Below are 25,226 nucleotides of genomic sequence, written 5' to 3'. Positions count from 1 at the left end.
GCGGTTACAGGAGCTGAGTGCAACACGGTTATTGAATTGAAGCTGGAGCATCATGCCGCATAGCCATAGCTTCCTGCATCACCTCGTCCATAACCTCGATCGGACACTTGAAGTCGAAGCGCTTACGGGGGCGCATGTTCAGTTGCAGTGCGATGGCATCCAGTTCCTCCTGGCTATGCACCGACAAGTCCGTGCCTTTGGGCAGGTACTGGCGGATCAGGCCATTGATGTTTTCGTTACTGCCGCGCTGCCAAGGGCTGTGCGGGTCGCAGAAGTAAATCGCCACCCCGGTCTGCTGGGTGATTTCAGCATGCCGCGCCATTTCTCGGCCCTGGTCGTAGGTCATGCTCTTGCGCATCGCCAGCGGCATGCCATTGAGCGCTGCACTGAAGCCTTCCATCGCCGAGGTCGCCGTCGCGTCGTTCATCTTCACCAGCATCAGGTAGCCACTGGTGCGCTCCACCAGCGTACCTACAGACGAGGCGTTGGCCTTGCCCTTGATCAGGTCGCCTTCCCAATGCCCTGGCATCAGTCGGTCTTCGATCTCCGGCGGACGTACATGAATACTGACCCTCTCAGGGATCTGACCGCGCCGATCCACGCCGCCAGAGCGCGGCCTGCGCATCGTCTTGCTTTGGCGCAGGCAGATGATCAGCTCTTTACGCAGCTCGCCGACTGGCAAGGCATAGATCGCGTTATAGATCGTCTCGCGACAGACGTAGGCATCTCTGAGGCTGGGAATATTCATGCTGCGCAGCTTGCCGGCAATCTGCTCGGGAGACAAACGCTCACGCAGCATATGCGCCACCAATTCGAAGCGCTCGCTACCCGGCAACAGCTTTTGCTTCGGTCGACACACCTGACGGCGGGCCTGCATCTGCTGCTGGGCCACGCGGGCCGAGTAGCCGCCACAGGCATCTCGATTGCGGCGCAGCTCCCGGCTGATGGTCGAAGGGGATCGGTTGATCAAGCAGGCAATCCCGCGCAGGCTGAAACCTTGGGCATGACCGATTTGAATGGTGGCGCGCTCTTCAACGCTGAGTTCGGAATAAGACATAGGGACAGCACCGTACCGGAAAGGTCAGGTGTTGCACTCAGTTTTCGCCGCCGCCCCCTTATTATCACTGCGAGGTGAATAGCTTTTCTGCCAATTGATTATGCCAATGCGATTCTCTTCGCCGAAGATTTCGTCCATGAGCATGCCAAGTCTAAATAGTTCCCTATGATCAATACAGATAGCCATAACCCCGCCTGGGGTTAGCATCTCACGCATCATCCAGATTCTGGGTGTCATGAAGCGCAACCATTTGCTGTGCTTGGACCCATCATCTTTAGGAACTACATCGCCGAGATCTGGATCGTTTGGATCCTTGTCCCACTTGTCGTTATAGCGGAAGTCCTCGCCGGTGTTGTACGGCGGGTCTGTTACTACAAGATCAACTTGACCACGATATTTATAGAGCGTGACCATCGCAGAAAGGTTTTCACCGTCCCAGATCTCATTCTCTGACTGGGCGGTTTCCTCTCCAAAGGATACTTTCTTGATAATACGATGCAGCTTCGGCTTGACCTGGCGGATGATCTGCCAGGGAGCAGCCCGCCCGGTGTAACTCATAACGATGCCATTCTTGCCAGCATCGGCAAGCGCCGCATCATGCTCCTGCAGCATACGGACCAAGGCGGCCCTCGGCAGTTGTTCGTAATCCATGCTTGCCCCTTGAATTCGTGCGGCGGCACCGAAAAGCTGAAAATTCTAGTACCGCTCGTGGATGCTTCACCATCCCTAGGGTGGCGAGTGTACTTGTGAACGTATTGATTTGGCTGTTAAACCGTTGAAAAAGACGGATCAACTGAGTTCCAAACGGGCTGCGTACTGGCTGGCAGATGCGAATCCGGCGCACGCCGCTCCCTTCTGGGCTCAAGCCCGCGAAGCGGGCATAAAGAACCCGGCCGAGGCCGGGATCCTTATGGGCTTATGGGCCGGCGTATTGGTCTGCCCAGTCCAAAGCCGGTGCCACGGGAGCTTGCACCTCCTGAGGCCAGGTTTTGGAGCCCACTGCAAATCGCCCGTAACCCATTAAAAGATAGCTGGGCATCCGACGAAAAGAGCACCAAGGCACCATTACCCTTGAGCTACAGCGCCGCTACGGGGCACCAGTTTGATTTCAACGCGGCGATTTTGGGCGCGACCCTCGGCGGTGTCGTTGGGGGCAATGGGCGAGCTGGAGCCTGCACCAAAGGTTTGCAGGCGCGAAGGATCGACGCCATTGCTGCGCAAAGAGAAAAAGGGGACTGATTTATGTGCGCCAGGCAAAGCTTGGTCGCCTGGGAATGACGGCGCAAGCCGTCACGAAATGGCGTAAGAAACCCAGCGGGTATGACCCCCGCCCGGTAAAGGTTAGCCACCGACCGGAAGCGAGTCTTGCGTGGTGACCGGGTAACCGGCGCTGCGAAGCGTAGACAGCAGAAAAGGGGATTTATTTTCCCTACTCTAAAACGGCCGCTGTTGGCCGATTGCTGCCTGTCGTGGACGACCGTTTAACTTCAAAGCCTGACTGGATTGCAAACTGCTGACACGCGTAGATTCTGTTTTCGACTCGTTTAATGCCGTCGATGCCAGGCCATAAACAGAGAGGAAACAACCGCTCGAAAATTCGAGCCATAGACTCTAGAGCCAGTGGGTAGTCGGAGTCATGTTCCTGCAACCATCAAATCCAGATTCTGCACCGCCGCTCCAGCGGCTCCCTTCCCAAGATTGTCAAACACCGCAGCCAACAAAACCTGCCCCGTCTCATCATTTTCACACACCACCAATCGCAAACTATCAGTCCCGTTAAGCGCCTGAGGATCAAGGCACGTCAACCCTTTGGCCTCCTGCATCGACATCACCTGTACATGGTCCGCATCGACGTAGTGCTGCATAAGACACGCATGCAACCGCACCGCATCCACGCCCGGCGCCAACAAGCGAAGTTGCAACGGTATGGTCAGCACGATCCCCTGCCGAAAAGCCCCATAAGCCGGCACAAACATCGGCCGCTCCATCAGACCGCTTTGCTGCTGAATCTCCGGAATATGTTTGTGTGCCAGCCCCAGACCATAAACCTGAAACGCGGGCGCCTGTGATGCGCCCTCTCCCTCATGCTCTTGCACGCCAACGCGCCCTTTTCCGGAATAGCCCGACACAGCATGAATGTTCGTCGGATAGTCCCTGGGCAGCAACCCGGCCTCCAGCAATGGGCGCAGCAGCCCTATCGCCCCCGTGGGATAGCAACCGGGATTGCTGACCCGCCGTGCCGTGGCGATGCGTTGGGCCTGCTGCGAGTTCATCTCCGCGAAACCATAGGTCCAGTCTGGATGGGTGCGGTGCGCCGAACTCGCATCGATCACCCGAACGGCGGGGTTTTCGATGCTCGCTACAGCGTCGCGTGCGGCTTGGTCGGGCAAGCAGAGAATCGCGATGTCGCAGGCGTTGATGATTTCGGCGCGACGTTGCGGATCCTTGCGATGTTCGGGGCTGAGCGTGATAAGCCGCAGATCGGTCCGGTCGCGTAGACGTTGATGGATTTGCAACCCGGTGGTGCCTTGGTCGCCGTCGATGAATATAAGAGGACTTGCCATGGAATGCTCTCGGACATAGGAAATCAGGAGTTCCAATCTTCAGTGAGGGGCTAAGATAGGAAAAGTTGAATTTCTAAACGATGAAATTCAGCTTTTCTGAACAAGGAGTGACTCATGCGCGAAATCAGCCTGGACCGTCTGCGCACGTTGGTGGCCATTGCCGACCTGGGTTCGTTTGCCGAGGCGGCCCGTGTGCTGCACCTCGCGCCACCCACGGTCAGTTTGCATATTGCCGACCTGGAGTCGCGGGTTGGCGGAAAGCTGTTGTCGCGCACACGTGGGCGCATTCAGCCTTCGGCGATTGGAGAAACGCTGGTGGAGCGCGCGCGGCGCCTGTTGGCGGATGCGGAGCAGGCGCTTGAGGACGTGGAGCGTCAGGTGCAGGGCTTGGCCGGGCGTGTGCGGCTGGGTGCCTCCACAGGGGCCATCGCACAGTTGATGCCGCAAGCTTTGGAGACGTTGGGCCAACGCCATCCCGCTATCGATGTGCAGGTCGCGGTGCTCACGTCGCAGGAAACTTTGAAGAAGCTTGCCGAGGGCTCTTTGGAGATCGGTCTGGTCGCGCTGCCACAGACCCCGGTGAAGGAATTGCGGATCGAGCCATGGCGGCGGGACCCGGTCATGGCCTTCTTGCCGGCTCGCTGGGAATGCCCGGATGTTGTGACCCCCGGTTGGCTGGCCGCCCAGCCATTAATTCTGAATGACAAAACTACTCGGCTTTCGCGCTTGACCTCGGAGTGGTTCGCCAGTGATGGACGGCAGCCCACGCCGCGTATTCAACTGAACTACAACGATGCGATCAAAAGCCTAGTGGCGGCCGGTTATGGTGCGACGTTGTTGCCGCATGAAGCCTCCACGCCATTGCCCGATACCAGGATCGTCATGCGGCCATTACAGCCCTTATTGTGGCGTCAACTTGGTATTGCCCACCGTGGTGGGGACGTCGAGCGGCCTACGCAACATGTGCTGGATGTGTTGTGGGGGTTGAGTGCGGGCTAGGGCGATGTTGTCAGAGAAAGGACCGCTTTCGACCCGGTCATACGGTGATTGAGGTCCCAGGCGTCAGCTACCGCACCTGAAGCCGTCGTTCATCGCTCCAAAGCCGGTGCCTGTCTCCGTTCGCCCAGGCCAGGGTGTCGTAGTACTTGTGCAGCAGCTCGGTAATGGCGGCGGTGTCGTCGGTCATGGGGTTTCCTTGGGGTTGGCGGTGAGGACTGCCTGGACGCGTGCTTGCAGCGCGGGCAGCACGTCTTGTTGGAACCAGGGGTTGCGCACCAGCCAGCGATTGTTGCGCGGGCTAGGGTGAGGCAGGGGGAACGCTTGCGGCCAGTGCTCGCGCCAGGCTTCGACCACCCGGGTGAGCGGCGTCTTGCCAGTACCGAGGTGGTAGTCCATGGCGTAGCTGCCCAGCACGATGACCAGCGACAGGCGCTCGAAACGCTGCATGAAGGCTTCGCGCCAGGCGGGGGGCGCACTCCGGGCGTAGCGGCAGGTCACCGCTTTTGCCGGTGCCCGGATAACAGAAGCCCATGGGCAGAATGGCGATGCGGGTAGGGTCGTAGAAGGTGTCGCGGTCCACGCCCAGCCAGGCGCGCAGACGCGCGCCGCTGGCGTCGTCGAAGGGCACGCCTGAGGCATGGACCCGGGCCCCCGGTGCTTGGCCGGCGATGAGGATGGGCGCACTCGGGTGAAACTGGAAGACCGGCTGCACGCCGTGTGGCAGATGCGGTGCGCAGCGCGTGCAGGCGCGGACGTCGGTCAGAAAGGCGTCGAGTGTCGGCATGGCGCGCTTCCGGAAAGGGTGGCTCGCGCAGGACGGAGGTGCCATCCTGCGCGAAGCGTAACCCGGCAGCAAGTCAGTGCTGGGTCAGTGTCGGATAGCCCTGGATGAATACGCGGTCGGTCTTGGCCGCCGGCACATGGCAGCCCATGCAGTCGGCTTCGTAGCTGACGGCGACATTCTTGGCGGGGGCGTCGGCCTTGAACAGCGCCCAGCCCCAGCCGTCGCCCCACAAGGGGTTGCTGGCGAAACGGCCTTTGGCGTCCTTGACCATCACGAACCACACGGCCGCATCGGAACCCCAGACCACAGGGTTGCCAGTGGTCATGGCGCTGGTTTCGAGCTTGCGGATCTCTTTCACCAGCGTGGCGCCGTCCAAGAACTTGCCGGTCTTGCGGTAGTGCTCGGCCGAGGCCTTTTCGGTGTACACATCGTGCAAGCCGCGAGAGGCGGATTTTTCGTCCAACACCGCATATGAGCCCAGGTGGACGAAGTTTGTGCGGAAGTCTGTGGGGCGGCTGATGCCGCCCTGGCTGTCCACATAGGGCGAAAAGTCGCCGGCCGTGACGGCCAGTGGCAGGACGAGGGCGCTGGCGAGCAGAGCGCCGGTGAGTGCGATTTTCATCGTGTTCTCCTTATATGCCTATGGAGATCAGACGGCGACCACGGGGAAATCCACCGTGGTGTCGGCGATGTGGTTGGTGTAGTTGGTGAGCGTGTTCAGCGCGACGTTGGCGATCACTTCCAGTATCAGGCCGTCGTCGAGCCCCGCGCGGCGGTAGTTGGCCATGGCGTCGGCCGACACCACGCCGCGTTGCTCGACCAGCGCGCGGGCAAAGCCGGCGATTGCATCGTCAAGTGCGTTGGCCGCCTGGCCGGTGCGGGCCGCGGCGATGGCCTCTGCCGACAGTCCGGCACCTTTGCCGATCAGGGTGTGTGCGCTCAGGCAATACTGGCAGCGATTGGCTTGACCGGCAGCGAGCGCAACGATCTCGCGCTGGGAGGCATTCAGGCGGCCGGTGCCCAGCGTTTCGGACAAGCCGAGGTAGCCATTGAGCGCCGCCGGCGCGTGGGCCAGCGTGGCGAACAGGTTCGGCACCATGCCAAGCTTGGCTTTGACGGCCTTGAGTGTGGCAGCGGTAGCGGCGTCAGCGGTGTCGATGGTCAGGGGGGCGATTTGGGTCATGTCTATCTCCGTAGTGGGTGAGGTGCAAGAGCACGTGGGCATGATCGCCCTTTGTTTGGTACGATATGGCACGTAAAGTATCAAATAGGGGTTTGGGGAGCAATGGAACCAAAAACCAACGTAAGCTCTGAATCCCACCGTAAAGGGGCTTTCCGATCTCCAGCTCACCCGCCAGGCATTACTCTCTGATCAGTGCCTCGATGATCGGGCAGATCGTTCCGCCGTCTCCCGCATCACATTGCTGCACCAGTTCGCCTAACAGTTGCTGCATGACGACCAAGTCGGCCATCTTCTGCTCGATCAACGCGAGCTTGCGTGCAGCCCGTGCTCGCGTTTCGGCACAGGCGCACGACTCATCCAGCGTCAGCAGTCCACCGACTTCCGAGAGCGTGAAACCCAGCGCCTGAGCCCGCTTGATGAAACGCAGTCGCTTCACCATGTCCACCGGATAGCGCCGATGGCCACCCAAGGGTTTGGCTGGTTCATCCAGCAGCCCGCGTCGCTGGTAGTAGCGGATCGTCTCGACGTTCACCCCGGCGGCGTCTGCCAGCTTGCCAATGGTCAGCTCTGTGGCCATCACTTTCTCCTTGATTCCGTACTTTGGTACGGAGTTTAGAATAGCACCTAGGCAATCAGGCTCAGGAGATGGGAATGGGGATGCAACTCACCGGGAAAGGCTCGCTGGTCGCGAGTTCGCTGACCGCCATCGGTGCGTCGGTGTGCTGTGTCGGGCCACTGGTGCTGTTGGCACTCGGTGTCGGCGGTACGTGGGTGGGCGCTCTGACCATGATGGAGCCACTACGCCCCCTCTTCATCGGGTTGACTCTACTGTTCCTGGGATTGGCATTCCGCAAGCTCTACCTGGTGCCACAGGTTTGTACGCCAGGTACACCCTGCGCCGATCCGCGCACGCTCGTGCGACAGCGACTCGTGTTCTGGATCGTCAGCGTGCTGCTGCTCGGCCTATTGGCCGTGCCGTGGCTCGCCCCGCTGTTCTACTGAAGGAGATTAACCATGCGCAAACTGCTGATCGCCGTGCTTTTCGCCTTGCCCTTCGTGGCGCTGGCGGCTCCCCCGAAAACCGTCACGCTCGACGTGCAGAACATGACGTGCGGACTCTGTCCGATCACGGTCAAGAAGTCGCTGGAGAAGGTGTCCGGCGTGAGTGACGTCCAGGTCAATTTCGACCAGAAGACGGCGACCGTCACCTACGATCCCGATAAGGCCCAGCCCGAGGCACTGACTGAGGCGACCGCGAACGCGGGATACCCCTCCACAGTGCAGAAGTGAGGTCACGATGAGCGCCATTGTCCTTGAGTCCGGGGTCGTCTCAGAAAACGGAAAATAAAGCACGTTAAGCTCCAATTTCGCGCAGGTACTGGTACAACGTTTCGCGGCTGATGCCAAATTCACGGGCCAGCTTTGCCTTTTGCTCGCCGGCCTTGACGCGTTGCAGAAGTTCAGCGGCGCGTTCGGGCGAAAGCGCTTTCTTGCGGCCCCTGTATGCTCCGCGCTGTTTGGCGAGCGCGATGCCTTCCCTCTGTCGCTCGCGGATCAATGCTCGCTCGAACTCGGCGAACGCGCCCATGACCGACAACATCAAGTTCGCCATCGGCGAATCCTCACCGGTGAAGGTCAGGCATTCTTTGACGAACTCGATGCGCACACCGCGCCTGGTCAGCTTTTGCACAAGGCGGCGCAGGTCATCGAGGTTGCGGGCCAAGCGATCCATGCTGTGCACCACCACCGTATCTCCTTCGCGCACGAAGGCCAGCAGCGAGTCAAGTTCCGGGCGCTGGGTGTCCTTGCCCGATGCCTTGTCGGTGAATACCTTTCCGACTTCGACCTGTTCCAGTTGCCGCTCCGGGTTTTGGTCGAAGCTGCTGACCCGGACGTAGCCGATACGTTGACCTTGCAAGATGCCCCCAAACAGAAAAGTGTCAGGAATAAATCTATGACCTTGCGCAGCTTGTGTCAATAAATTAAGCGATGGAGTCTATCCGGACGTTTCTGGGTAGGCTGTCCTGACGTCCGGTTAGGGCATGCCTCAATCTGACGGCGGCGAACCGCAAGCGTTCAGTTCGGCGCTCGTTTCGGTCGCGTTGCTTGCCCGCGCCTGGAAGCGTTGATAACACTCCAGCCCGCAGAAGCGCTCGACGTACTCCGCACCTTCCGGTGTGAAGGCGGCGTCGAGCGGGATTTCCTTGCAGCACACGCAGCAACTGGTGGCAGTCGGATCATTTGCATTCATGGTGGCACCCCTCCATTGACTGACAAAGGCGGCGAATGCCGCCGCCGGCACTGGCTTGGCGAACAGGAAGCCTTGCCCCGTATCGCACTCCGCTTGCCGCAACAGCGCGAGACTGGTCGGCGTTTCCACGCCCTCGGCCACCACGTCCATTCCCAGCCCGTGCGCAAGCTGAATCACGGTGTGCACGATGGTCCGGTCGCGGTGGTCGTCGGCGAGTCCGGCGACGAAGGACTGGTCGATCTTGAGCTTAGTAATCGGGCAGCACTTCAGGTGTTGCAGACAGGAATACCCCGTCCCGAAGTCATCGGCAGCGAAGCGCACACCGATCTGTCGCAAGGCTTCCAGGGCTGGGAAGATCGCCGGATTGCCGAACGCGACCGATTCGGTCAGCTCAATTTCCAGATACTCGGCAGGCAACTCGGCGTCAGCCAGCACGCCCTTTACCCACCCGTCGAAATCCGGTCCTACCTGGCTCGCCGAAACATTGACGGCGAGCCGGAACGGTTGCCATGCCAGCATCCGCCATTCGCGCATCTGGCGGCAGGCGGTGCCCAGCACCCAAGCGCCGATTTCAGGCATCAAGCCGGACGATTCGACCACGGGCAGGAACTGGCCCGGCGGCAAAAGTCCGAGCTGCGGATGACGCCAGCGCAACAGGGCTTCCGCACCGACAATCTGGTCACTGCGCAAATCGACAATCGGCTGGTAGTGCAGCTCAAACTGCCCGCGCACAACCGCCTGCGCCAATTCGGTCGCCGTCCATCTGGCGGGCAGTGATGTGCTCACGATCTTTCCTTGAAGACCCGCAACAGCCGCGTCACGGACAGGACAAACAAGCCGGTCAGCGTGATGGCTGCAATACCCCAATGCTCCCCGATGAACGCGCCGGCCGTCGTCCCCGCGAGCACCACAGCGAGAATCGGCAAATGGCAGGGACAGGTGAGCACGGCCAACGCGCCCCACAGGTAGCCGGTGAACGGCTTGTGTGTCTCGGTCGGCAAGCGCTCGGGGCTGTTCATGGCAGACTCTCCGCATGCTGTACCAGCTCGGTCGGCATGGTGGCCAACTGCACCTCCAGATCGGCCAATGCTTCGCGCCGACGTTCGACGAACTGGCGCAGCACGGCAAGCTGCGCGGCCGCTTCGTCGCCGTCCGCGGTATCCAACGCCCGGCACAGCCGCGCCAGCGCGTCGAGACCGATACCCGCTTCGAAAGCAGCCCGCACGAAGCACAGCCGTTGCAAGGCCGCATCGTCGAACAGGCCGTAGCCGCCAGGGGTGCACGCCACCGGCCGCAGCAGTCCGCGCAGCAGGTAGTCGCGCACGATGTGCACGCTCACCCCGGCATTAAGGGCCAGCCGGGACACCGTGTAGGCGTTCATCGAACACCTCCTTTTTCTCACCCGGCGCAGCAGGAAAGCTGCTTCACATCCTTGTTAAAGGTCTGCGCCGCGAGCTTCAGTCCCTCGACCATCGTCAGATAGGGGAACAACTGGTCGGCCAGTTCCTGCACGGTCATCCGGTTACGGATGGCGAGTACCGCCGTCTGGATCAGTTCGCCGGCTTCCGGCGCGACCGCCTGTACGCCGATGAGCCGTCCACTACCTTCCTCGATGACCAGCTTGATGAAGCCGCGTGTGTCGAAGTTGGCGAGCGCACGCGGCACGTTGTCCAAGGTCAAGGTGCGACTGTCGGTCTCGATCCCGTCGTGCTGGGCCTCTGCCTCGCTGTAGCCCACGGTGGCGACTTGCGGATCGGTGAACACCACGGCAGGCATGGCGGCAAGGTTAAGCGCCGCGTCACCGCCCGTCATGTTGATCGCCGCACGGGTGCCGGCCGCTGCCGCCACATAGACGAACTGAGGCTGGTCGGTGCAGTCGCCGGCCGCGTAGATGTCCGGCGTGCTGGTCCGCATGCCGACGTCGATGACGATAGCGCCTTGCAGGTTGAGCGCGACACCTGCCGCGTCCAGCGCCAGGCTGCGCGTGTTGGGCGAGCGACCGGTGGCGACCAGCAGTTTGTCGGCGCGCAGCTCGCCGTGCGCCGTGGTGAGCACGAATTCGCCGCCCTCGTGCGCGACCTGGCTGGCCTGGGTGTGCTCCAGCACCTCGATCCCTTCGGCGCGGAACGCCGCCGTGATTGCCTCACCGATGGCCGGGTCTTCGCGGAAGAACAGGGTGCTGCGTGCAAGAATCGTTACTTTGCTGCCCAGTCGGGCGAACGCCTGCGCCAGTTCCAGCGCTACCACCGACGAACCAATCACGGCCAGCCGCTCAGGAATGGTGTCGCTGACCAGTGCTTCGGTGGAAGTCCAGTACGGCGTGTCCTTCAGGCCGGGAATCGGCGGCACGGCCGGACTCGCGCCGGTGGCAATCAGGCAACGGTCGAACGCCAGCACACGTTCGCCACCACCGTTGAGTTGCACGGTCAGGCTGTGCGCGTCCTTGAAACGGGCTTCGCCGTGCAGCACGGAGATGGCGGGATTGTCATCCAGGATGCCTTCGTATTTGGCGTGGCGCAGTTCGTCGACGCGCGCCTGCTGCTGGGCCAGCAACCGCTCGCGCAAGATCGTCGGCGGTGTGGGCGGCATGCCGCCATCGAACGGGCTTTCTCGGCGCAAGTGGGCGATGTGCGCGGCGCGGATCATGATCTTGGACGGCACGCAGCCGACATTGACGCAGGTGCCGCCGATGGTGCCGCGCTCGATCAAGGTGACGTGCGCGCCTTGCTCGACGGCTTTCAGCGCCGCCGCCATCGCCGCGCCACCGCTGCCGATAACGGCAATATGCAATCCGCCACCGTCACCACCAGCCTTGTCGCCGCTACCTAGCCATTCGCGCATCTTTCCGAGCAAGCCACCGCCCACCGGAGGCACGGGCGCGTCGGCGAGCGTGGCCCGATAACCGAGTCCGGCCACGGCGGCAGTCAACGCGTCCGGCGATATGCCGGCCTCGACGGCGAGTTTGGCGCTGCCCTTCGTATAGGAGACATCCGCCGACTGCACGCCGGGAACTTTCTCCAGGGCTTCCTTGACGTGCGTCGCACACGAGTCACAGGTCATGCCGGTGATTTTGAGGGTGGTCATTCATCGTTCCTTTTCTGTGTTGGCCGCTGGCTCACGCAGTCAGTCGTGTTTCGCGGGGAGTTCGCAGCCATCCGGGCCGCAGCGGCGATTTACCGGCGAAACCAAGTCCCAGATCGACACGCCGATCATCAGGGCTAGGCCGGTGTATACGAGGCGTGCTGTCCACCAGTTGCCAAGCAGCCAGACGGTTCCGGCGAACACGATGGCTGGCCCGATCATGCCGAGCAGGCTGCGGTGCCATTGCCGATGACTCAGCCAGCCCAGTGCATTCGCCAGCAAAGCCACGACGGCGAACAGCGGTAACAGCGTGGAGATAAACAACCCTTCGTATTCCTGTAGAAAGCTCAGCCCGATGGCCGCGCCCAAGCTGGCGAGGGCCGGGAAGCAGGCGGCGCAGCCCATCGCTGAAACAACGCTGCCGAGCGCGCCAGCCTTGTCGGCAATGCGTGTGATCATCCCCATGATCGCCCTAGGCTCTGGTTCAGTGGCTCACTGCTTGACGCTGGAGGGATAGCCCGCGTCTCTGGTTGCCTTGGTCAGCTTCTGCACGCTGGTCTTGGCATCATCGAAGGTGACCACCGCTTCGCGTGTCTCGAAGGTCACGTCAACTTTGCTGACGCCTTCGACCTTGGAAATCGCCTTCTTGACGGTAATCGGACAGGCAGAGCAGGTCATGCCCGGTACGGACAGTGTGACGGTCTGGGTAGCGGCCCACACGGGGGCAACAACGGCGGCGAGGGCGAGGGAGGCAAACAGTTTCTTCATGGTGAACTCCGATCAGTAGAAAAATGGCATGACATAGGGAAATCCGAGCGCGACCAGAACCAGCACGGCCACGACCCAGAAAATGAGCTTGTAAGTCGCTCGCACTTGGGGAATCGCGCAGACCTCACCCGGTCTACAGGCTTGCGCAGGGCGGTAGATGCGCCGCCAGGCGAAGAACAAGGCTACCAACGCTGCGCCGATGAAAATCGGGCGATAGGGCTCCAGCACGGTCAGGTTGCCGATCCATGCCCCGCTGAATCCCAAGGCGACCAAGACCAGCGGCCCGAGGCAGCAGGTCGAGGCGAGGATGGCGGCCAGTCCGCCAGCGAAGAGCGCGCCGCGCCCGTTTTGTGGTTCAGACATGCGCTTGTCCTTTCGAATTTGAATTGGATAGCGTAACCTTACTTCCGTACTCATGTACGGAGTCAAGTGATATGGAAAACAATTTGGAGAGCCTGACCATTGGCGCTTTTGCCAAGGCGGCCGGGGTCAACGTGGAGACGATCCGGTTCTATCAGCGCAAGGGCCTGCTGCCGGAACCGGACAAGCCTTACGGCAGCATTCGCCGCTATGGCGCGGCGGATGTGACGCGGGTGCGATTCGTGAAATCGGCCCAGCGGCTGGGCTTCAGCCTGGATGAAATCGCCGAGCTGTTGCGGCTCGATGATGGCACCCACTGCGAGGAAGCCAGCAGCCTGGCCGAGCACAAGCTTCAGGACGTGCGCGAAAAGATGGCCGACCTGGCGCGCATGGAAACCGTGCTGTCTGAACTGGTGTGCGCCTGCCATGCGCGGAAGGGGAATGTTTCCTGCCCGCTGATCGCGTCGCTACAGGGCGGAACAAGCCTGGCAGGGTCGGCTATGCCTTAGCGTGCTTTATTTTCCGTTTTCTGAGACGACCCCTATTTCAAAAACCAGCCATCCATGAAATCCCTTTCCGCGGCAATCATCGAACACAGCAGGCTTCTTCCTGAAGGAGGCATCCTTGCACCAAACGAATTCCTTCACTTGGCTGACCGTGCTTCGGTGGACCAAGCATTCTCTCGATTAGCCAAGGGCGGGGAGTTAATGCGGATTTCACGCGGCCTCTATGTGGCGCCGGTCACCGGGCGCTTCGGCAAACGCGCGCCGGCGACGGAGAAGGTTATCAGTGCGATAGCTTCGAAAAGCCATCAGGTAATCGCGTTAAGCGGTGCCCGCGCAGCGAACCTTCTAGGGCTAACGCAACAGGTGTCGATTAGGGAGGTATTTGTTACCGGCGGACGGCCGAGAACCCTGCAGCTAGGCAAGGCTCAGGTGAGAATCGAGCATGCGCCGCATTGGCAAATCGCCCTCGGAACAACCATTGCTGGCGACGCTGTACGTGCGCTTGCCTGGCTGGGGAAACCCCACGCCCCAGAGGCAGTCGCCAAGCTGCGCACGTGCCTGTCGAGTAACGATTGGCAGATTTTGATATCGCATAGATCAAACCTTCCTCAATGGATGGCTGAAGCGATTGGGCGCGAAGCAGTCTTTGCTGAGCAGGGCTTCTGATGCTCGTTTAAATACAATAATTTAGAGAACGAATGTCCTAATTTTGCCTTATCTCGGCAAGACTCAGTTACGTCCTGAAAAGTCTTTATAAAACATGCGGATAGGAGGGAAGTGAGTGAATTTTCCCTTTATCTCGGCATGACCCCTTCTAGGGCTGACGCAGCAGGTGTCGATTAAGGAAGTATTTATCACCAGCGGACGGCCGAGAACCCTGCAATTAGGCAAAATTCAGGTGAGAATCGAACATGCGCCACAGTGGCAGGTCGCCCTCGGAGCGACCATTGCTGGCGACGCTGTACGTGCACTTGCCTGGTTGGGCAAACCCCACGCCCAAGAGGCAGTCGCGAAGCTGCGCACGTGCCTGTCGAATAGCGATTGGCAGGTCTTGAAATCGCATAGATCCAAGCTTCCTCCATGGATGGCTGAAGCGATTGGGCGCGAAGCAGTCTTTGCTGAGAAGGGATTCTAATATTCGTTTAAATACAATAATTTAGAGAACGAATGTCCTAATTTTTGCCTTATCTCGGCATGACCCCTAAAAGTCTTCAACCGCGCCCTGCTCAAACAGTTCTACGGCATTGCCCACTGGGACATTCCTGCCGACTATCTATGCCCGCCGATCCCCGGCCGCGCAGACTACCTGCACTACATCGCCGACTTGCTCGGGAAAAGTAACGCAGGGGTTATTCCTCGTGGCGCACAGGTGAATGCGCTAGACGTGGGTGTTGGCGCCAATTGTATTTATCCGCTAATTGGCCATCGCGAATACGACTGGCACTTCGTTGGCAGTGATATCGCCAGCAGCGCAATTGCCTCAGCCGGTGCGATTCTCAACGCCAATCCGGGGCTCGTTGAAGCCATCGAGCTACGCCAGCAAAACGACAGCACGCATATTTTTCAGGGCGTTATCCGCGCCGAAGATCGCTTTGATATCACCCTGTGCAACCCGCCGTTTCATGCCTCCGCTGAGGAAGCCACGCAAGGCAGCACCCGCAAATGGCGTAACCTTGGCAAGCTCGACCCCAAACGCAAATTGCCGGTACTCAACTTCGGCGGCCAAGCTGCTGAGCTTTGGTGCAAGGGCGGCGAGGCGGCGTTTGTTAGCCGTTTAATCAGCGAAAGCGCTGAACACGCCCAACAGGTGTTTTGGTTCAGTAGTTTGATCTCCAAAGCCGGCAACCTCGGCGGCGTTTACAGTGCCCTGAACAAAGCTGGCGCATTGGAAGTACGCACCGTTGAAATGGCTCAAGGGCAAAAACAAAGCCGTTTTGTCGCTTGGACATTCCTCACCCCAGAACAGCAACAAGCCTGGCGCCAAGAACGCTGGAGCTAAGCCAGCCCCAGAGTTAGCCACGCGTTGCCAGCCCGATAACGCGCGAGCCGCCCACGCGCCAAAGACTCACTGAGCGTAATAACGCAGCATTCACAGAGTCAAAACACGTGTACACAGGCGGCGCGCGTGCGCACCATGGCTGACCGACACTTAGCGAGGCGAACAATATGGATTTTTTACGCACCCCAGATCGACACTTCGAAAACCTTCCCGGCTACGCATTCGAGCCCAACTACCTGATGGTGGATGACAGCGAAGGCGGTGAGTTACGCATGCATTATTTGGATCAAGGTCCAGCCGCTGGCGCAGTGGTTTTATTGCTGCACGGTGAGCCATCGTGGAGCTACTTGTACCGCACAATGATCCCCACACTAGTTGCTGCAGGCCATCGCGTTATTGCCCCAGACCTCATCGGTTTTGGTCGCTCAGACAAACCCAGTAAACGTACCGACTACACCTATCAGCGCCACGTTGACTGGGCGCAATCGCTGCTCGACCAGCTAAAACTGAGTGACGTGACCTTGGTTTGCCAAGACTGGGGCGGCTTGATTGGCTTGCGTTTAGTCGCAGAAAACCCAGCCCTATTTGCTCGCGTGGTTGCCGCCAACACCATGCTCCCAACCGGTGATCACAACCCAGGGGAGGCCTTCAAAAGCTGGCAGCAATACTCACAACAAGTACCAGAGTTCCCCACTGGAGCGATCATCAACCGCGCCACCACCACAGAGCTATCGCAAGCGGTGCTAGACGCCTACGACGCGCCCTTCCCTGACGAAAGCTACAAAGAAGGTGCACGGCAATTTCCCTTGTTGGTGCCCACCACGCCTAACGACCCTGCCGCCGATAAAAACCGCGCAGCATGGGCAGTACTGATGAAGTGGAACAAACCCTTTTTGACCGCGTTCAGTGATTCAGACCCGATCACCAAAGGCGGCGACAAGGTGCTGCAAAAGCTGATACCGGGCACACACGGCCAAGCGCATACCACCATCGTCAATGGCGGGCACTTTCTGCAAGAGGATCAGGGCGAAAAGCTGGCAGAGGTTGTGGTGATGTTTATCGCGGCGAACCCTTGATGTGCCGAGAACTGTACCGAAGACTCAGCGCTTAACGGCAAACTAGCCAGTGCATGCCTCCAGTAATCCTTGCAAAGCATCTGTCTCGATCTCACTCGCCGAGACAGGTGCCTCGCAAAGGACTATACCGCGAAGCGTTTATCCAGCCCGCTGTAGCCCATGCCAATTGCCTTATGCACTTTTAACTGCACCGGGATGCGCTCTTTGAGCGCTTCAACATGACTGATGACGCCGATCATCTTGCCGCTGGCATTCAGGCTGTCGAGTGCATCCAGCGCCACCTCAAGTGTTTCAGCGTCGAGGGTGCCGAAGCCTTCATCGAGGAACAGCGAGTCGATACTGGTTTTGTGGCTGACCAAATCCGACAAAGCCAACGCCAGCGCAAGGCTGACTAAAAAGCTTTCACCACCAGACAAGGTTTTGGTGTCCCGCGCAACATCCGCCTGCCACGTATCGACCACCTCAAGCTCCAGCTCACCCAGAGACTTGCGCGCCAACTGATAGCGTCCATGCAAGCGTTCAAGCTGCTGATTAGCTAAGTAGACCAAGTGATCGAGTGTTAATCCTTGGGCGAACTTGCGAAATTTAGCGCCATCCGCCGAGCCGATCAGGCTGTTGAGTTGCTGCCAAGCATCGTAATTGGATTGTTGCGCACGGATCTGCGCAAACAGGCTTTGTTGGCTCAGGCGCCGCGCATCATCACCTTGCAGTTGTGCACGAATCTCACCTTGGCGCTGGCTCAGGTTGCGCAACTGTGTTGCCAACTGTACAAGCTGTTGCGCCAGCGCCTCATCATCCAGATCGACCAGCACTTTCGACTGCTCAACCGACTGCAATTCAGCAAAGCGCTGCGTGCAATCGTGCGCCAAAGCCTGAGCGGCAGTGGCTGCGTTGTTTAGGCGCTGCTGAAGCTCGCGCAAGCTCGCGCGTTCAGCGTCATCCAATAACGCCGCCATAAACTGCGCCTCATCGGCAAACTGGCTAGCCGCCAAAGCGTTCTGCCAGTCGTTATTTTGCGCGGCTAACTCACGCTGCTCGTGCTCGATACGCACTTGCACCGTTTGCAGTTGCCCCCACAGCTGATCACGCTGCTGTTGCGAAGCCTGCCAACTACGCTGCAATGCTTGTAATTGCTCATGCGGGTTATCAACCGCCGGCAACTCCGCTAACGGCTCTTGCGCTTGCTCAAGCCAGTGCTGCTGCCAGGTTTGTGCGTGCTCGTGCGCCTGTTGCAGTGCATGCGTTTGCGCTTGCAACTGCGTAGCCAAACTCAGGCTTAACGCCTGTTCAGCCTGCCAGCCTTGCCATGCTTGCTGTTGTTCACGCAGCCAATCGGCAGGCGCTACAGGCATGTTCAAACCCAGCACCTGCAAACAGCTACTGAGGCGTTCCAAGCGTTCGGCATGCTTGCTGGTGAGCAACTGCAGTTGGCTAATACTGTCGTGGTGACGCTGTTGCACATGGCTCTGTTTACTGGTCAGCGTATCCAATTGAGCGCTGCATTTACTGTGCTCAAGCTCAGCCGTCATCACCCCATCGGCGGCTTGCTGGGCGACTAACTTGAGTTGGTCGAGCTGGCTCATGCGCAACTGTTGCTGCTGCATGTGCTGCTCGTGGTCGTGTTGTGCGGCCTGCAATGCGCTGGCATCCGCAATTGCCTGCCCGAGCGATTCACAGGCTTGCTGCCAGCGCTGATCCGCCTCAGCCAACCCCTGTCGTGCAGCACTAACTTGCGCTTGAGCCTGGGCTATTTGTGTTTCCACCACAGCCAGGCGCTTGTTCAGCGTCTCGCCTTGTGCCCGCACCGCATCTTGCTCAAGCTGTTTGGCCTGCAAGGCTTGCACAGTTTGCGACGGGTTAAGCGCTTGATACTCGGCAATCGCCGGGTGCTCATGCGAGCCACACAGCGGACAGGCCTCATCGGCTTGTAGGGCGGCGCGGTATTGTTCTAACTGTTGAATACGTTGCTCTTGCTCAAGCAGCTTTTGTTTGTCGGCGATCTGCTGTTTAAGGTCGACAAACTGACTGCGCAGCGCCTCACGCTGCTGATTTAACTGCGCTTGCTCGGCTTGCTGAGCTATCAGTTGCGCCTGCGCTTGAGCCTGCTGATCAACAAACTGCTGACGCTGAGTCAGCAGCATTGCCAAACGCTCCAGCTGACGCCCACGCTCGGTTAATTGCTGAGTTTGCTCACGTAAGGCTGCGTCATTATGGCCGCCAAACAATCCATCCAACTCCGCGCGCGCGGTGTTTGCCGCCAGCTCAGCTTGTTTAAGCTGAGTCGTCGCTGCGTGCAAAACCGTTTGCTGCTGGGGTAACTCAGCTGCTAGCTGAGCCAGTTGGTCATCCAGTTGTTGTTGCTTCTCACGCTCAGCGGCTTGCTCTTGCTCGCTCACCGCCAAGGAGTCGAACTGCTCTTGCCACGCGGCCAGATGCGCACCTAACTGCGCCCGCTGCGGCTGAGTGACGAGCTGCTGCGCAACAGCATCAGCGCGCTGCTGCAAATCCTCTGTAGTCGCACGTTCTGCCTGCAATGTTTGCTGACTGACTTGTTGACCTTGCCACGCCTGCTGACAGATTTGCTCCAGCGCAGCCATGTGCTGCTCACGCAACTGCTGCTCTTGAGCTTGGCTGGCTTGCAACTGATGACTGATGCGCAGTTGCTCGCGGTACAGCGGCTGCAATTGTGTGGCCGGCTCACTGGCCGCCAGCTTGTGCAATTGCGGCTGAGCCTGATTAAGCGCTTGTTGTGCCTGACTCGCTTGCTCCTGCGCTTGCTGCAATTGCGTCTGCGCCTTGGCTTTGGCATCGCGCCACAGCGTCTGTGCATTCAGGCCGCTTTGCTCAGCCGCCAAACGCTGCTCATCCACGCTGACTTGAGCATGCTCAGCGTTAAGTTGCTCACGCTGCTCGTCACTTAACAGCTCAACCCCTTCAGCTTTAGCGCGCAGGTGATCTAGCGCAGTTTTTACCTCACGAGTTTGCTCAAACACCCGCTGAGAAATTTGCCCGTAAATATCAGTGCCGGTCAGTTCTTCAAGCAACTCTGCACGCTGATTCGCATTGGCCTCAAGAAATGCCGCGAAGCCGCCTTGAGCGAGCAACATCGACTTAGTGAAACGCTCAAAATCCAGCCCGGTCAGGCGCTCGGTTTCACGCAGTTTTTCGTTGATTTTGTCAGTAACGATTTTGCCGTCGGCCATCAATGCCAACTCAACCTTGGGCGCCTGCAGTGCCCCATCAGCTTTGTCGCGGGCGCGGCGCTGGCTCCAAAACGCTCGGTACGCCACACCTTTAACTTCAAACTCAACCTCGGCCAAGCACTCAGCCGTGTGCCGCGTCATCAATTCATTGCTCCCCGCAGACACCGTACTCATACGTGGCGTGCGGTGATACAAGGCCAGGCAAATAGCATCAAGCAACGTGGTTTTACCCGCGCCGGTGGGCCCGGTAATCGCGAACAACCCGTTGTCTTTAAATGGCTCGGCAGTGAAATCAATCTTCCACTCGCCCTTGAGTGAGTTCAGATTTTTGAGGCGCAGGCTGAGGATTTTCATACAAAGGTCGCAGGCTGACATGAGCGACTATTCTGGCATTGTCGCGCGCTGCGTGCAGGACATAAGTGCGAGCGTTGAGGCTCGCACTTAATTTCAGTCAGCCACGCTGTACTGCCAAGCCGTTCAGCGTGGGGCAACCGCAACCGCTGGGTTGCGGCTGGTGGCTCACTTAATAAAAGTGGCGCCGCGGGTGTTTACAAATACTGAGTAAATAGAATGGCTGCTGGCCATGAACAGGCGGTTACCTTGAACGCCGCCAAAGCATAGGTTGGCGCAACGTTCCGGCAACGAAATATGGCCAATCGCCTTGCCTTGAGCATTGAACACACGCACACCATCAAGCTCCTCTGGTTTACCCTGTGGCGAGCCATTGCTGCCCCAACCACACCAGAGATTACCGGCCTCATCGCACTTAATGCCATCGAGCGCGCCATACGCAGTCGCCTCGATATGCTTGTTGCGATTACCCAGCGTGCCGTCTTCATTAACCGCGTACGCCCAGACCAAACGATTCGGCTTGGCGCGACCTTCAACGATGTACAGGGTCTTTTCATCTGGCGAGAAACACAGACCATTAGGCCCGGCGAGATCTTCGATCACGCGCGTGACTTTGGGGTTTGGGGAGCAATGGAACCAAAAACCAACGTAAGCTCTGAATCCCACCGTAAAGGGGCTTTCCGATCTCCAGCTCACCCGCCAGGCATTACTCTCTGATCAGTGCCTCGATGATCGGGCAGATCGTTCCGCCGTCTCCCGCATCACATTGCTGCACCAGTTCGCCTAACAGTTGCTGCATGACGACCAAGTCGGCCATCTTCTGCTCGATCAACGCGAGCTTGCGTGCAGCCCGTGCTCGCGTTTCGGCACAGGCGCACGACTCATCCAGCGTCAGCAGTCCACCGACTTCCGAGAGCGTGAAACCCAGCGCCTGAGCCCGCTTGATGAAACGCAGTCGCTTCACCATGTCCACCGGATAGCGCCGATGGCCACCCAAGGGTTTGGCTGGTTCATCCAGCAGCCCGCGTCGCTGGTAGTAGCGGATCGTCTCGACGTTCACCCCGGCGGCGTCTGCCAGCTTGCCAATGGTCAGCTCTGTGGCCATCACTTTCTCCTTGATTCCGTACTTTGGTACGGAGTTTAGAATAGCACCTAGGCAATCAGGCTCAGGAGATGGGAATGGGGATGCAACTCACCGGGAAAGGCTCGCTGGTCGCGAGTTCGCTGACCGCCATCGGTGCGTCGGTGTGCTGTGTCGGGCCACTGGTGCTGTTGGCACTCGGTGTCGGCGGTACGTGGGTGGGCGCTCTGACCATGATGGAGCCACTACGCCCCCTCTTCATCGGGTTGACTCTACTGTTCCTGGGATTGGCATTCCGCAAGCTCTACCTGGTGCCACAGGTTTGTACGCCAGGTACACCCTGCGCCGATCCGCGCACGCTCGTGCGACAGCGACTCGTGTTCTGGATCGTCAGCGTGCTGCTGCTCGGCCTATTGGCCGTGCCGTGGCTCGCCCCGCTGTTCTACTGAAGGAGATTAACCATGCGCAAACTGCTGATCGCCGTGCTTTTCGCCTTGCCCTTCGTGGCGCTGGCGGCTCCCCCGAAAACCGTCACGCTCGACGTGCAGAACATGACGTGCGGACTCTGTCCGATCACGGTCAAGAAGTCGCTGGAGAAGGTGTCCGGCGTGAGTGACGTCCAGGTCAATTTCGACCAGAAGACGGCGACCGTCACCTACGATCCCGATAAGGCCCAGCCCGAGGCACTGACTGAGGCGACCGCGAACGCGGGATACCCCTCCACAGTGCAGAAGTGAGGTCACGATGAGCGCCATTGTCCTTGAGTCCGTGCTGACTTGCCCGCGCTGCGGCTTCGCCAAGCCGGAAACCATGCCCACGGACGCCTGCCAGTTCTATTACGAGTGCAGCAACTGCAAGGCGCTGCTGCGCCCCAACCCAGGGGATTGCTGCGTTTTCTGTTCGTTCGGCTCGGTGAAGTGCCCGCCGATCCAGCAGCAGCTTGGGTGTTGCTCATAGCGTTTAGGGGGATCACAGGTCGTCGTCTGGATTACGCAGTGGCCGCAGCTCGCCGCGCGCAACTTCTTCCGGTACCGCAAAGGAATACCGCCCGAGCATGTTGATGTGCTCGTAGATCAGCGGCGATAGCCGGGCCAAATCCTCTTCCAGCACTGGATAGCCGTGCTGCTTGAGGCGTTCCACGGCCGCTGTCATGTAGAGGGTATTCCACAGCACGATGATGTTCACCACCAGGCCCAGAGCGCCGAGCTGGTCTTCCTGGCCTTCGCGGTAGCGCTGACGCAGCTCGCCGCGTTTGCCGTGGAACACGGCGCGGGCCAGGCTGTGCCGGCCTTCGCCTCGGTTCAACTGGGTCAGGGTGGCGCGGCGCTTGGACTCATCGTCGATGTAGGTCAGCGTATGCAGGGTCTTCTCGATCCGCCCGAATTCGGCCAGCGCCTGGGCCAGACGGGTGGGACGATCCCCGGTTTGCAGGGTGCGCATGATCCCGGTGGCCGGTACCCGGCCGAGTTTGAGCGAGCCGGCCAGGCGCAGCAGGTCGTCCCAGTGCTCGGCGATCAGGTCGAGTTTGACCGACTGGCGGGCGAGCCCATTGAGCTTGCCGTAGTCCGCGTCCGGGCGCGTGCGCCAGAAGCGGGTACCGCCGACATCGGCCAGCCGCGGACTGAAGTGGTAGCCAAGTAGGCGGAAGAGCCCGAACACCACATCGCTGTAGGCCCCGGTGTCGGTCATGATTTGCGTCGGCTGCAACTCGGTCTGCTGTTCCAGCACGACCGCCAGCAACACCAGGCTGTCGCGCAGCGTGCCGGGCACGGTGATGGCGTTGAGGCCGGAGAATTGGTCGGAAATCAGGTTGTACCAGGTGACACCCCGGCCGGTGCCGAAATACTTCGGATTGGGGCCGGCATGCACGGTGCGCACCGGTACGACGAAGCGCATGCCATCGGCGGAGGCGACCTCGCCGCCACCCCAGACTTGGGCCAGTTCCAGTTGGCTTTGCGCTCCGACCAGGATGGCGTTAGCCGCTGACAGGGTGTCGTCGCGGATATAATTCTGGCTGACCCAGGACAGCCGGTCACGGCGCAGCGCCGGGTTGTCGGTGCGGATCAAGGGCTCCAGGCCGGTGTTGCAGGCCCCGCCCAACAGCACCGCGCAGAGGCTGGTGACCAGGTTGTCGGCGCGTGCATTGCGTTCGGAGACATGGGTGAAGGCCTCGGAAAAGCCAGTGCGGGCGGCGATTTCCAAGAGGATTTCCGGCAGATCGACACGCGGCATCAGGTCAGACACGGCCGCCCGCAGTTGCAGCAACGAGCAGGGCTCGTCCAGCTTGTCCAGCGCCCCGAGCGACAGTTCGGTCTTGCCCTCGGTGTTCTCGCTCAGTTGAATCGCCGGGTTGTCGGGCAGGCGCGCGGCTACTGCCAGCCAGGTTGCATCCAGCTCGACGGACAAGGCGTCCAGGGTGGTTTTGGCGTCGATGGTCAGGCCCAGTGACCGGCAGATGATCGGTCGCGCCGCCAGCCATTCGGCACCGTCGAGCAGGCCAAGGCGCGGGTCGGCATAGCGCCAACTGGGCGAGACGAAGACATCGCGGCGGCGCAGGGCCGTGCGCAGCGCATCGAGCGTGCAGAACACATAGGCACCCATGTCGAGGGAGCCATCTTCGCGGGTGATGTGCTTCTGCCAAGCCTTGGCCACGATCTCCTGCGGCGCGTCATCCTCTGGCTTCCGGCGCGGCAGGTTCAGTTGCAGCCACTCCAGACTAGCCGCCACGCCCTTGCCGGCCGGGCTGAAGCCGAAGCGGATGTGCTTGAGCAGGTCGGGCAGGAAGCGGCGCACGCTGCGGTAGCGCGCTTCCAATGCAAGAAAATAGACGTCATCTACCGGGCGGATCAGCGCGTTGACCTCTTCCAGGGCCTTTTCCAGGGTGGTCCTCGGCAGGTCGTTGAACAGCCGGGCGCGCACGTTGTCATCGCTGATCGAGCTGTCCAGCACGACCTTGCACGCGGCGGCGAGCGTCGCGGCCGACCGATCCAGGTCTTTCAGGCTGCGCATGCGGGCTTTCTTGTCGGCCTTCTCCGCGTTGCTGAACAGGTCGCGCAGCAAGGCCTCCAGGACTTCCAGTGCGTCGTCGTGCGCAGTCGCCTCCAGGCAGAGTGCGAAGGCCACCAGTGTCGCCATCCGCCGCGACGCCGGCAGCCGATTAATCGCGGTGACCTTGGCCGTGTTGGCGAAGCGGGCCAGGGCGGCGATACGGCTGGGAGGGATGTGCGCCGCCGCCGGCAAGGTGATGCCGATGCCGCGCACGTCATCGAGCCGGCGCAGTGCCCGAATCAACGCGGGGCCACTGACCATGACCGGGCCGGAGCGCAATTGATCCAGCCGGGAGCTGCGGTTGCCTTCGGCCACCGTCAGCAAGTCTTGCAGTTGCAATCGCTGTTCCTCAGTCACGCTGCGGCCCAGCGTAAACCAGAGGCGTTCTTCGACCCGACTGCGCAACTGGGCGATAAAGCGCTCTAGTTGAGACACACCAGGCAGGAGGACTTTCTGTGTGAACAGCCACGAGGTGGCTCGCTCAAACAGCACTCCCGGCCGGTCGGTGCCCGTCCAGCAGAGGGCATACAGCCAGCGGCTCAAGCGAAAGCCGATGCCCGGATCGGTGAAATGACGATAGCCAAAGCGGTTCTGAATATCGGTGGCATGTATCCAGCGGCGATGATCGCTATAGCGCTGGAGGCAGTCGGGGTCTGGAATCGCCAGTTGTCGGCAAAGCACCTGCAGGACTTCCACCGGCACGGCGGCGGGCTTGTCCGGCAGAACGCCAACGAAGCGGACGGTGGTCAGCAGAACGGCATAACCCAGACGGTTATGGTTACCCCGCAGCACCTGGATGGCTTCACGGTCTTCATCGCTCAGGTGGAAGTAACGTTCCAGCTCTTCACGGCTGGGCGAATCAACATAGCGGCCAAAACCGTCGCGTTGCTCTTGAGTCAGAAAACCGACCGGCAT

28 protein-coding genes and 4 pseudogenes are annotated in these 25,226 nt (G+C 60.1%); 11 read left to right on the top strand and 21 right to left on the bottom strand.

The features are described 5' to 3' along the window. Positions 1-28: 28 nt before the first annotated feature. The 4 genes and pseudogenes from H3221_RS25095 to argC form a co-directional block, all read right to left on the bottom strand. Entirely contained in the window at positions 29-1,057 is a 1,029-nt protein-coding gene (locus H3221_RS25095) for an IS30 family transposase (protein WP_003465026.1), read from the bottom strand. 24 nt (positions 1,058-1,081) lie between these two features. Beyond that, positions 1,082-1,708, bottom strand: a complete 627-nt coding sequence (locus tag H3221_RS25090) for a DNA methyltransferase (protein WP_003465024.1) — start codon at positions 1,706-1,708, stop codon at positions 1,082-1,084. Positions 1,709-2,122: 414 nt separating this feature from the next. Continuing rightward, positions 2,123-2,278 (bottom strand): annotated as a pseudogene (locus tag H3221_RS25085) (OmpA family protein); the annotation flags it as partial. A 413-nt stretch (positions 2,279-2,691) separates the two neighbouring features. After that, positions 2,692-3,621 (bottom strand): N-acetyl-gamma-glutamyl-phosphate reductase, encoded by a 930-nt coding sequence (gene argC / locus H3221_RS25080; RefSeq protein ID WP_003465021.1) that lies wholly within the window; start codon positions 3,619-3,621, stop codon positions 2,692-2,694. Positions 3,622-3,735: 114 nt separating this feature from the next. Between argC and H3221_RS25075 the strand changes: the two genes are divergently transcribed. Beyond that, entirely contained in the window at positions 3,736-4,620 is an 885-nt protein-coding gene (locus H3221_RS25075; protein WP_003465017.1) for a LysR family transcriptional regulator, read from the top strand. A gap of 183 nt (positions 4,621-4,803) precedes the next feature. On the opposite strand, the gene H3221_RS25070 is transcribed toward H3221_RS25075, so the two are convergent. From H3221_RS25070 to merR (H3221_RS25050), 5 genes and pseudogenes are all read right to left on the bottom strand, one after another. After that, the gene (locus H3221_RS25070) at positions 4,804-5,067 is read right to left on the bottom strand and encodes a uracil-DNA glycosylase family protein (RefSeq protein WP_003830781.1); all 264 of its coding nucleotides are present in this window, start codon (positions 5,065-5,067) and stop codon (positions 4,804-4,806) included. Positions 5,068-5,128: 61 nt separating this feature from the next. Beyond that, a pseudogene (locus tag H3221_RS26035) lies at positions 5,129-5,404 on the bottom strand (uracil-DNA glycosylase family protein); the annotation flags it as partial. 73 nt (positions 5,405-5,477) lie between these two features. Continuing rightward, entirely contained in the window at positions 5,478-6,026 is a 549-nt protein-coding gene (locus H3221_RS25060) for a cytochrome P460 family protein (RefSeq protein WP_003465000.1), read from the bottom strand. Positions 6,027-6,053: 27 nt separating this feature from the next. Continuing rightward, complete coding sequence (locus H3221_RS25055) at positions 6,054-6,587, bottom strand: carboxymuconolactone decarboxylase family protein (protein WP_020309197.1); 534 nt, start codon at positions 6,585-6,587, stop codon at positions 6,054-6,056. Between the two features lie 178 nt (positions 6,588-6,765). After that, the gene (gene merR, locus H3221_RS25050; RefSeq protein ID WP_003089120.1) at positions 6,766-7,164 is read right to left on the bottom strand and encodes an Hg(II)-responsive transcriptional regulator; all 399 of its coding nucleotides are present in this window, start codon (positions 7,162-7,164) and stop codon (positions 6,766-6,768) included. A gap of 74 nt (positions 7,165-7,238) precedes the next feature. Here merR (H3221_RS25050) and H3221_RS25045 point away from each other — a divergent pair, with 74 nt between their 5' ends. Then, the gene (locus H3221_RS25045; RefSeq protein WP_003089115.1) at positions 7,239-7,589 is read left to right on the top strand and encodes a mercuric transporter MerT family protein; all 351 of its coding nucleotides are present in this window, start codon (positions 7,239-7,241) and stop codon (positions 7,587-7,589) included. Positions 7,590-7,601: 12 nt separating this feature from the next. Further along, positions 7,602-7,877, top strand: coding sequence for a mercury resistance system periplasmic binding protein MerP (gene merP, locus H3221_RS25040; RefSeq protein WP_003150552.1), 276 nt, complete (start codon positions 7,602-7,604; stop codon positions 7,875-7,877). A gap of 64 nt (positions 7,878-7,941) precedes the next feature. Here the strand turns inward: merP (H3221_RS25040) and H3221_RS25035 are convergent, their stop codons facing one another. From H3221_RS25035 to merT, 8 genes are all read right to left on the bottom strand, one after another. Next, entirely contained in the window at positions 7,942-8,505 is a 564-nt protein-coding gene (locus H3221_RS25035; RefSeq protein ID WP_003799980.1) for a recombinase family protein, read from the bottom strand. 129 nt (positions 8,506-8,634) lie between these two features. Beyond that, on the bottom strand, positions 8,635-9,624 hold the full coding sequence (locus H3221_RS25030) for a DUF3330 domain-containing protein (RefSeq protein WP_024552207.1): 990 nt from the start codon (positions 9,622-9,624) through the stop codon (positions 8,635-8,637). Then, on the bottom strand, positions 9,621-9,857 hold the full coding sequence (merE, locus tag H3221_RS25025; RefSeq protein ID WP_021138754.1) for a broad-spectrum mercury transporter MerE: 237 nt from the start codon (positions 9,855-9,857) through the stop codon (positions 9,621-9,623). The genes H3221_RS25030 and merE overlap by 4 nt, the downstream gene beginning before the upstream one ends. Then, entirely contained in the window at positions 9,854-10,219 is a 366-nt protein-coding gene (merD, locus tag H3221_RS25020; protein WP_021138753.1) for a mercury resistance co-regulator MerD, read from the bottom strand. Before merD ends, merE begins: the two co-directional genes overlap by 4 nt. A 17-nt stretch (positions 10,220-10,236) precedes the next feature. Further along, the gene (gene merA, locus H3221_RS25015; protein WP_024552206.1) at positions 10,237-11,922 is read right to left on the bottom strand and encodes a mercury(II) reductase; all 1,686 of its coding nucleotides are present in this window, start codon (positions 11,920-11,922) and stop codon (positions 10,237-10,239) included. Between the two features lie 39 nt (positions 11,923-11,961). Then, on the bottom strand, positions 11,962-12,384 hold the full coding sequence (gene merC, locus H3221_RS25010; protein ID WP_024552205.1) for an organomercurial transporter MerC: 423 nt from the start codon (positions 12,382-12,384) through the stop codon (positions 11,962-11,964). Positions 12,385-12,411: 27 nt separating this feature from the next. Beyond that, a complete protein-coding gene (gene merP / locus H3221_RS25005) occupies positions 12,412-12,687 on the bottom strand; it encodes a mercury resistance system periplasmic binding protein MerP (RefSeq protein ID WP_045735837.1) in 276 nt (91 codons plus the stop codon). Positions 12,688-12,699: 12 nt separating this feature from the next. Beyond that, positions 12,700-13,050, bottom strand: coding sequence for a mercuric ion transporter MerT (gene merT, locus H3221_RS25000; RefSeq protein ID WP_024552203.1), 351 nt, complete (start codon positions 13,048-13,050; stop codon positions 12,700-12,702). 71 nt (positions 13,051-13,121) lie between these two features. On the opposite strand from merT, the gene merR (H3221_RS24995) reads away from it, so the two are divergent. The 5 genes and pseudogenes from merR (H3221_RS24995) (at position 13,122) to H3221_RS24975 (ending at position 16,628) form a co-directional block, all read left to right on the top strand. Next, positions 13,122-13,556, top strand: coding sequence for an Hg(II)-responsive transcriptional regulator (gene merR, locus H3221_RS24995; protein WP_024552202.1), 435 nt, complete (start codon positions 13,122-13,124; stop codon positions 13,554-13,556). A gap of 54 nt (positions 13,557-13,610) precedes the next feature. Then, entirely contained in the window at positions 13,611-14,219 is a 609-nt protein-coding gene (locus H3221_RS24990; RefSeq protein WP_045735839.1) for a DUF6088 family protein, read from the top strand. Between the two features lie 154 nt (positions 14,220-14,373). Continuing rightward, positions 14,374-14,688, top strand: a complete 315-nt coding sequence (locus H3221_RS26000; protein WP_224490795.1) for a hypothetical protein — start codon at positions 14,374-14,376, stop codon at positions 14,686-14,688. Positions 14,689-14,754: 66 nt separating this feature from the next. Next, positions 14,755-15,552 (top strand): annotated as a pseudogene (gene rlmF, locus H3221_RS24980) (23S rRNA (adenine(1618)-N(6))-methyltransferase RlmF); the annotation flags it as partial. A gap of 167 nt (positions 15,553-15,719) precedes the next feature. Continuing rightward, entirely contained in the window at positions 15,720-16,628 is a 909-nt protein-coding gene (locus H3221_RS24975; RefSeq protein WP_045735840.1) for a haloalkane dehalogenase, read from the top strand. A 122-nt stretch (positions 16,629-16,750) separates the two neighbouring features. Here H3221_RS24975 and H3221_RS24970 read toward each other — a convergent pair whose 3' ends face one another. From H3221_RS24970 to merR (H3221_RS24960), 3 genes and pseudogenes are all read right to left on the bottom strand, one after another. Further along, positions 16,751-20,185, bottom strand: a complete 3,435-nt coding sequence (locus H3221_RS24970) for an SbcC/MukB-like Walker B domain-containing protein (protein ID WP_077749512.1) — start codon at positions 20,183-20,185, stop codon at positions 16,751-16,753. Between the two features lie 165 nt (positions 20,186-20,350). Beyond that, positions 20,351-20,899, bottom strand: a pseudogene (locus H3221_RS24965) (SMP-30/gluconolactonase/LRE family protein); the annotation flags it as partial. After that, on the bottom strand, positions 20,889-21,287 hold the full coding sequence (merR, locus tag H3221_RS24960; protein ID WP_003089120.1) for an Hg(II)-responsive transcriptional regulator: 399 nt from the start codon (positions 21,285-21,287) through the stop codon (positions 20,889-20,891). The pseudogene H3221_RS24965 and the gene merR (H3221_RS24960), both read right to left, overlap by 11 nt. Positions 21,288-21,361: 74 nt before the next feature. Here merR (H3221_RS24960) and H3221_RS24955 point away from each other — a divergent pair, with 74 nt between their 5' ends. From H3221_RS24955 to H3221_RS24945, 3 genes are read left to right on the top strand one after another with little or no spacing between them, the layout of a single operon-like run. Next, on the top strand, positions 21,362-21,712 hold the full coding sequence (locus H3221_RS24955) for a mercuric transporter MerT family protein (RefSeq protein ID WP_003089115.1): 351 nt from the start codon (positions 21,362-21,364) through the stop codon (positions 21,710-21,712). A 12-nt stretch (positions 21,713-21,724) separates the two neighbouring features. Then, complete coding sequence (gene merP / locus H3221_RS24950) at positions 21,725-22,000, top strand: mercury resistance system periplasmic binding protein MerP (RefSeq protein ID WP_003150552.1); 276 nt, start codon at positions 21,725-21,727, stop codon at positions 21,998-22,000. 7 nt (positions 22,001-22,007) lie between these two features. Continuing rightward, positions 22,008-22,220 (top strand): GDCCVxC domain-containing (seleno)protein, encoded by a 213-nt coding sequence (locus H3221_RS24945; protein ID WP_003089113.1) that lies wholly within the window; start codon positions 22,008-22,010, stop codon positions 22,218-22,220. Between the two features lie 12 nt (positions 22,221-22,232). Here the strand turns inward: H3221_RS24945 and H3221_RS24940 are convergent, their stop codons facing one another. Continuing rightward, positions 22,233-25,226 carry a Tn3 family transposase gene (locus tag H3221_RS24940; RefSeq protein ID WP_003299771.1) on the bottom strand — a complete coding sequence of 998 codons (2,994 nt, stop codon included), beginning with the start codon at positions 25,224-25,226 and terminating at the stop codon, positions 22,233-22,235.

Origin of the sequence: Pseudomonas chaetocerotis (assembly GCF_015712105.2) — a bacterium.
Taxonomy (GTDB): Bacteria; Pseudomonadota; Gammaproteobacteria; order Pseudomonadales; family Pseudomonadaceae; genus Aquipseudomonas; species Aquipseudomonas chaetocerotis.
The sequence above is the reverse complement of the archived record's forward strand: the minus strand, read 5'-3'. Positions and strand labels throughout refer to the sequence as shown.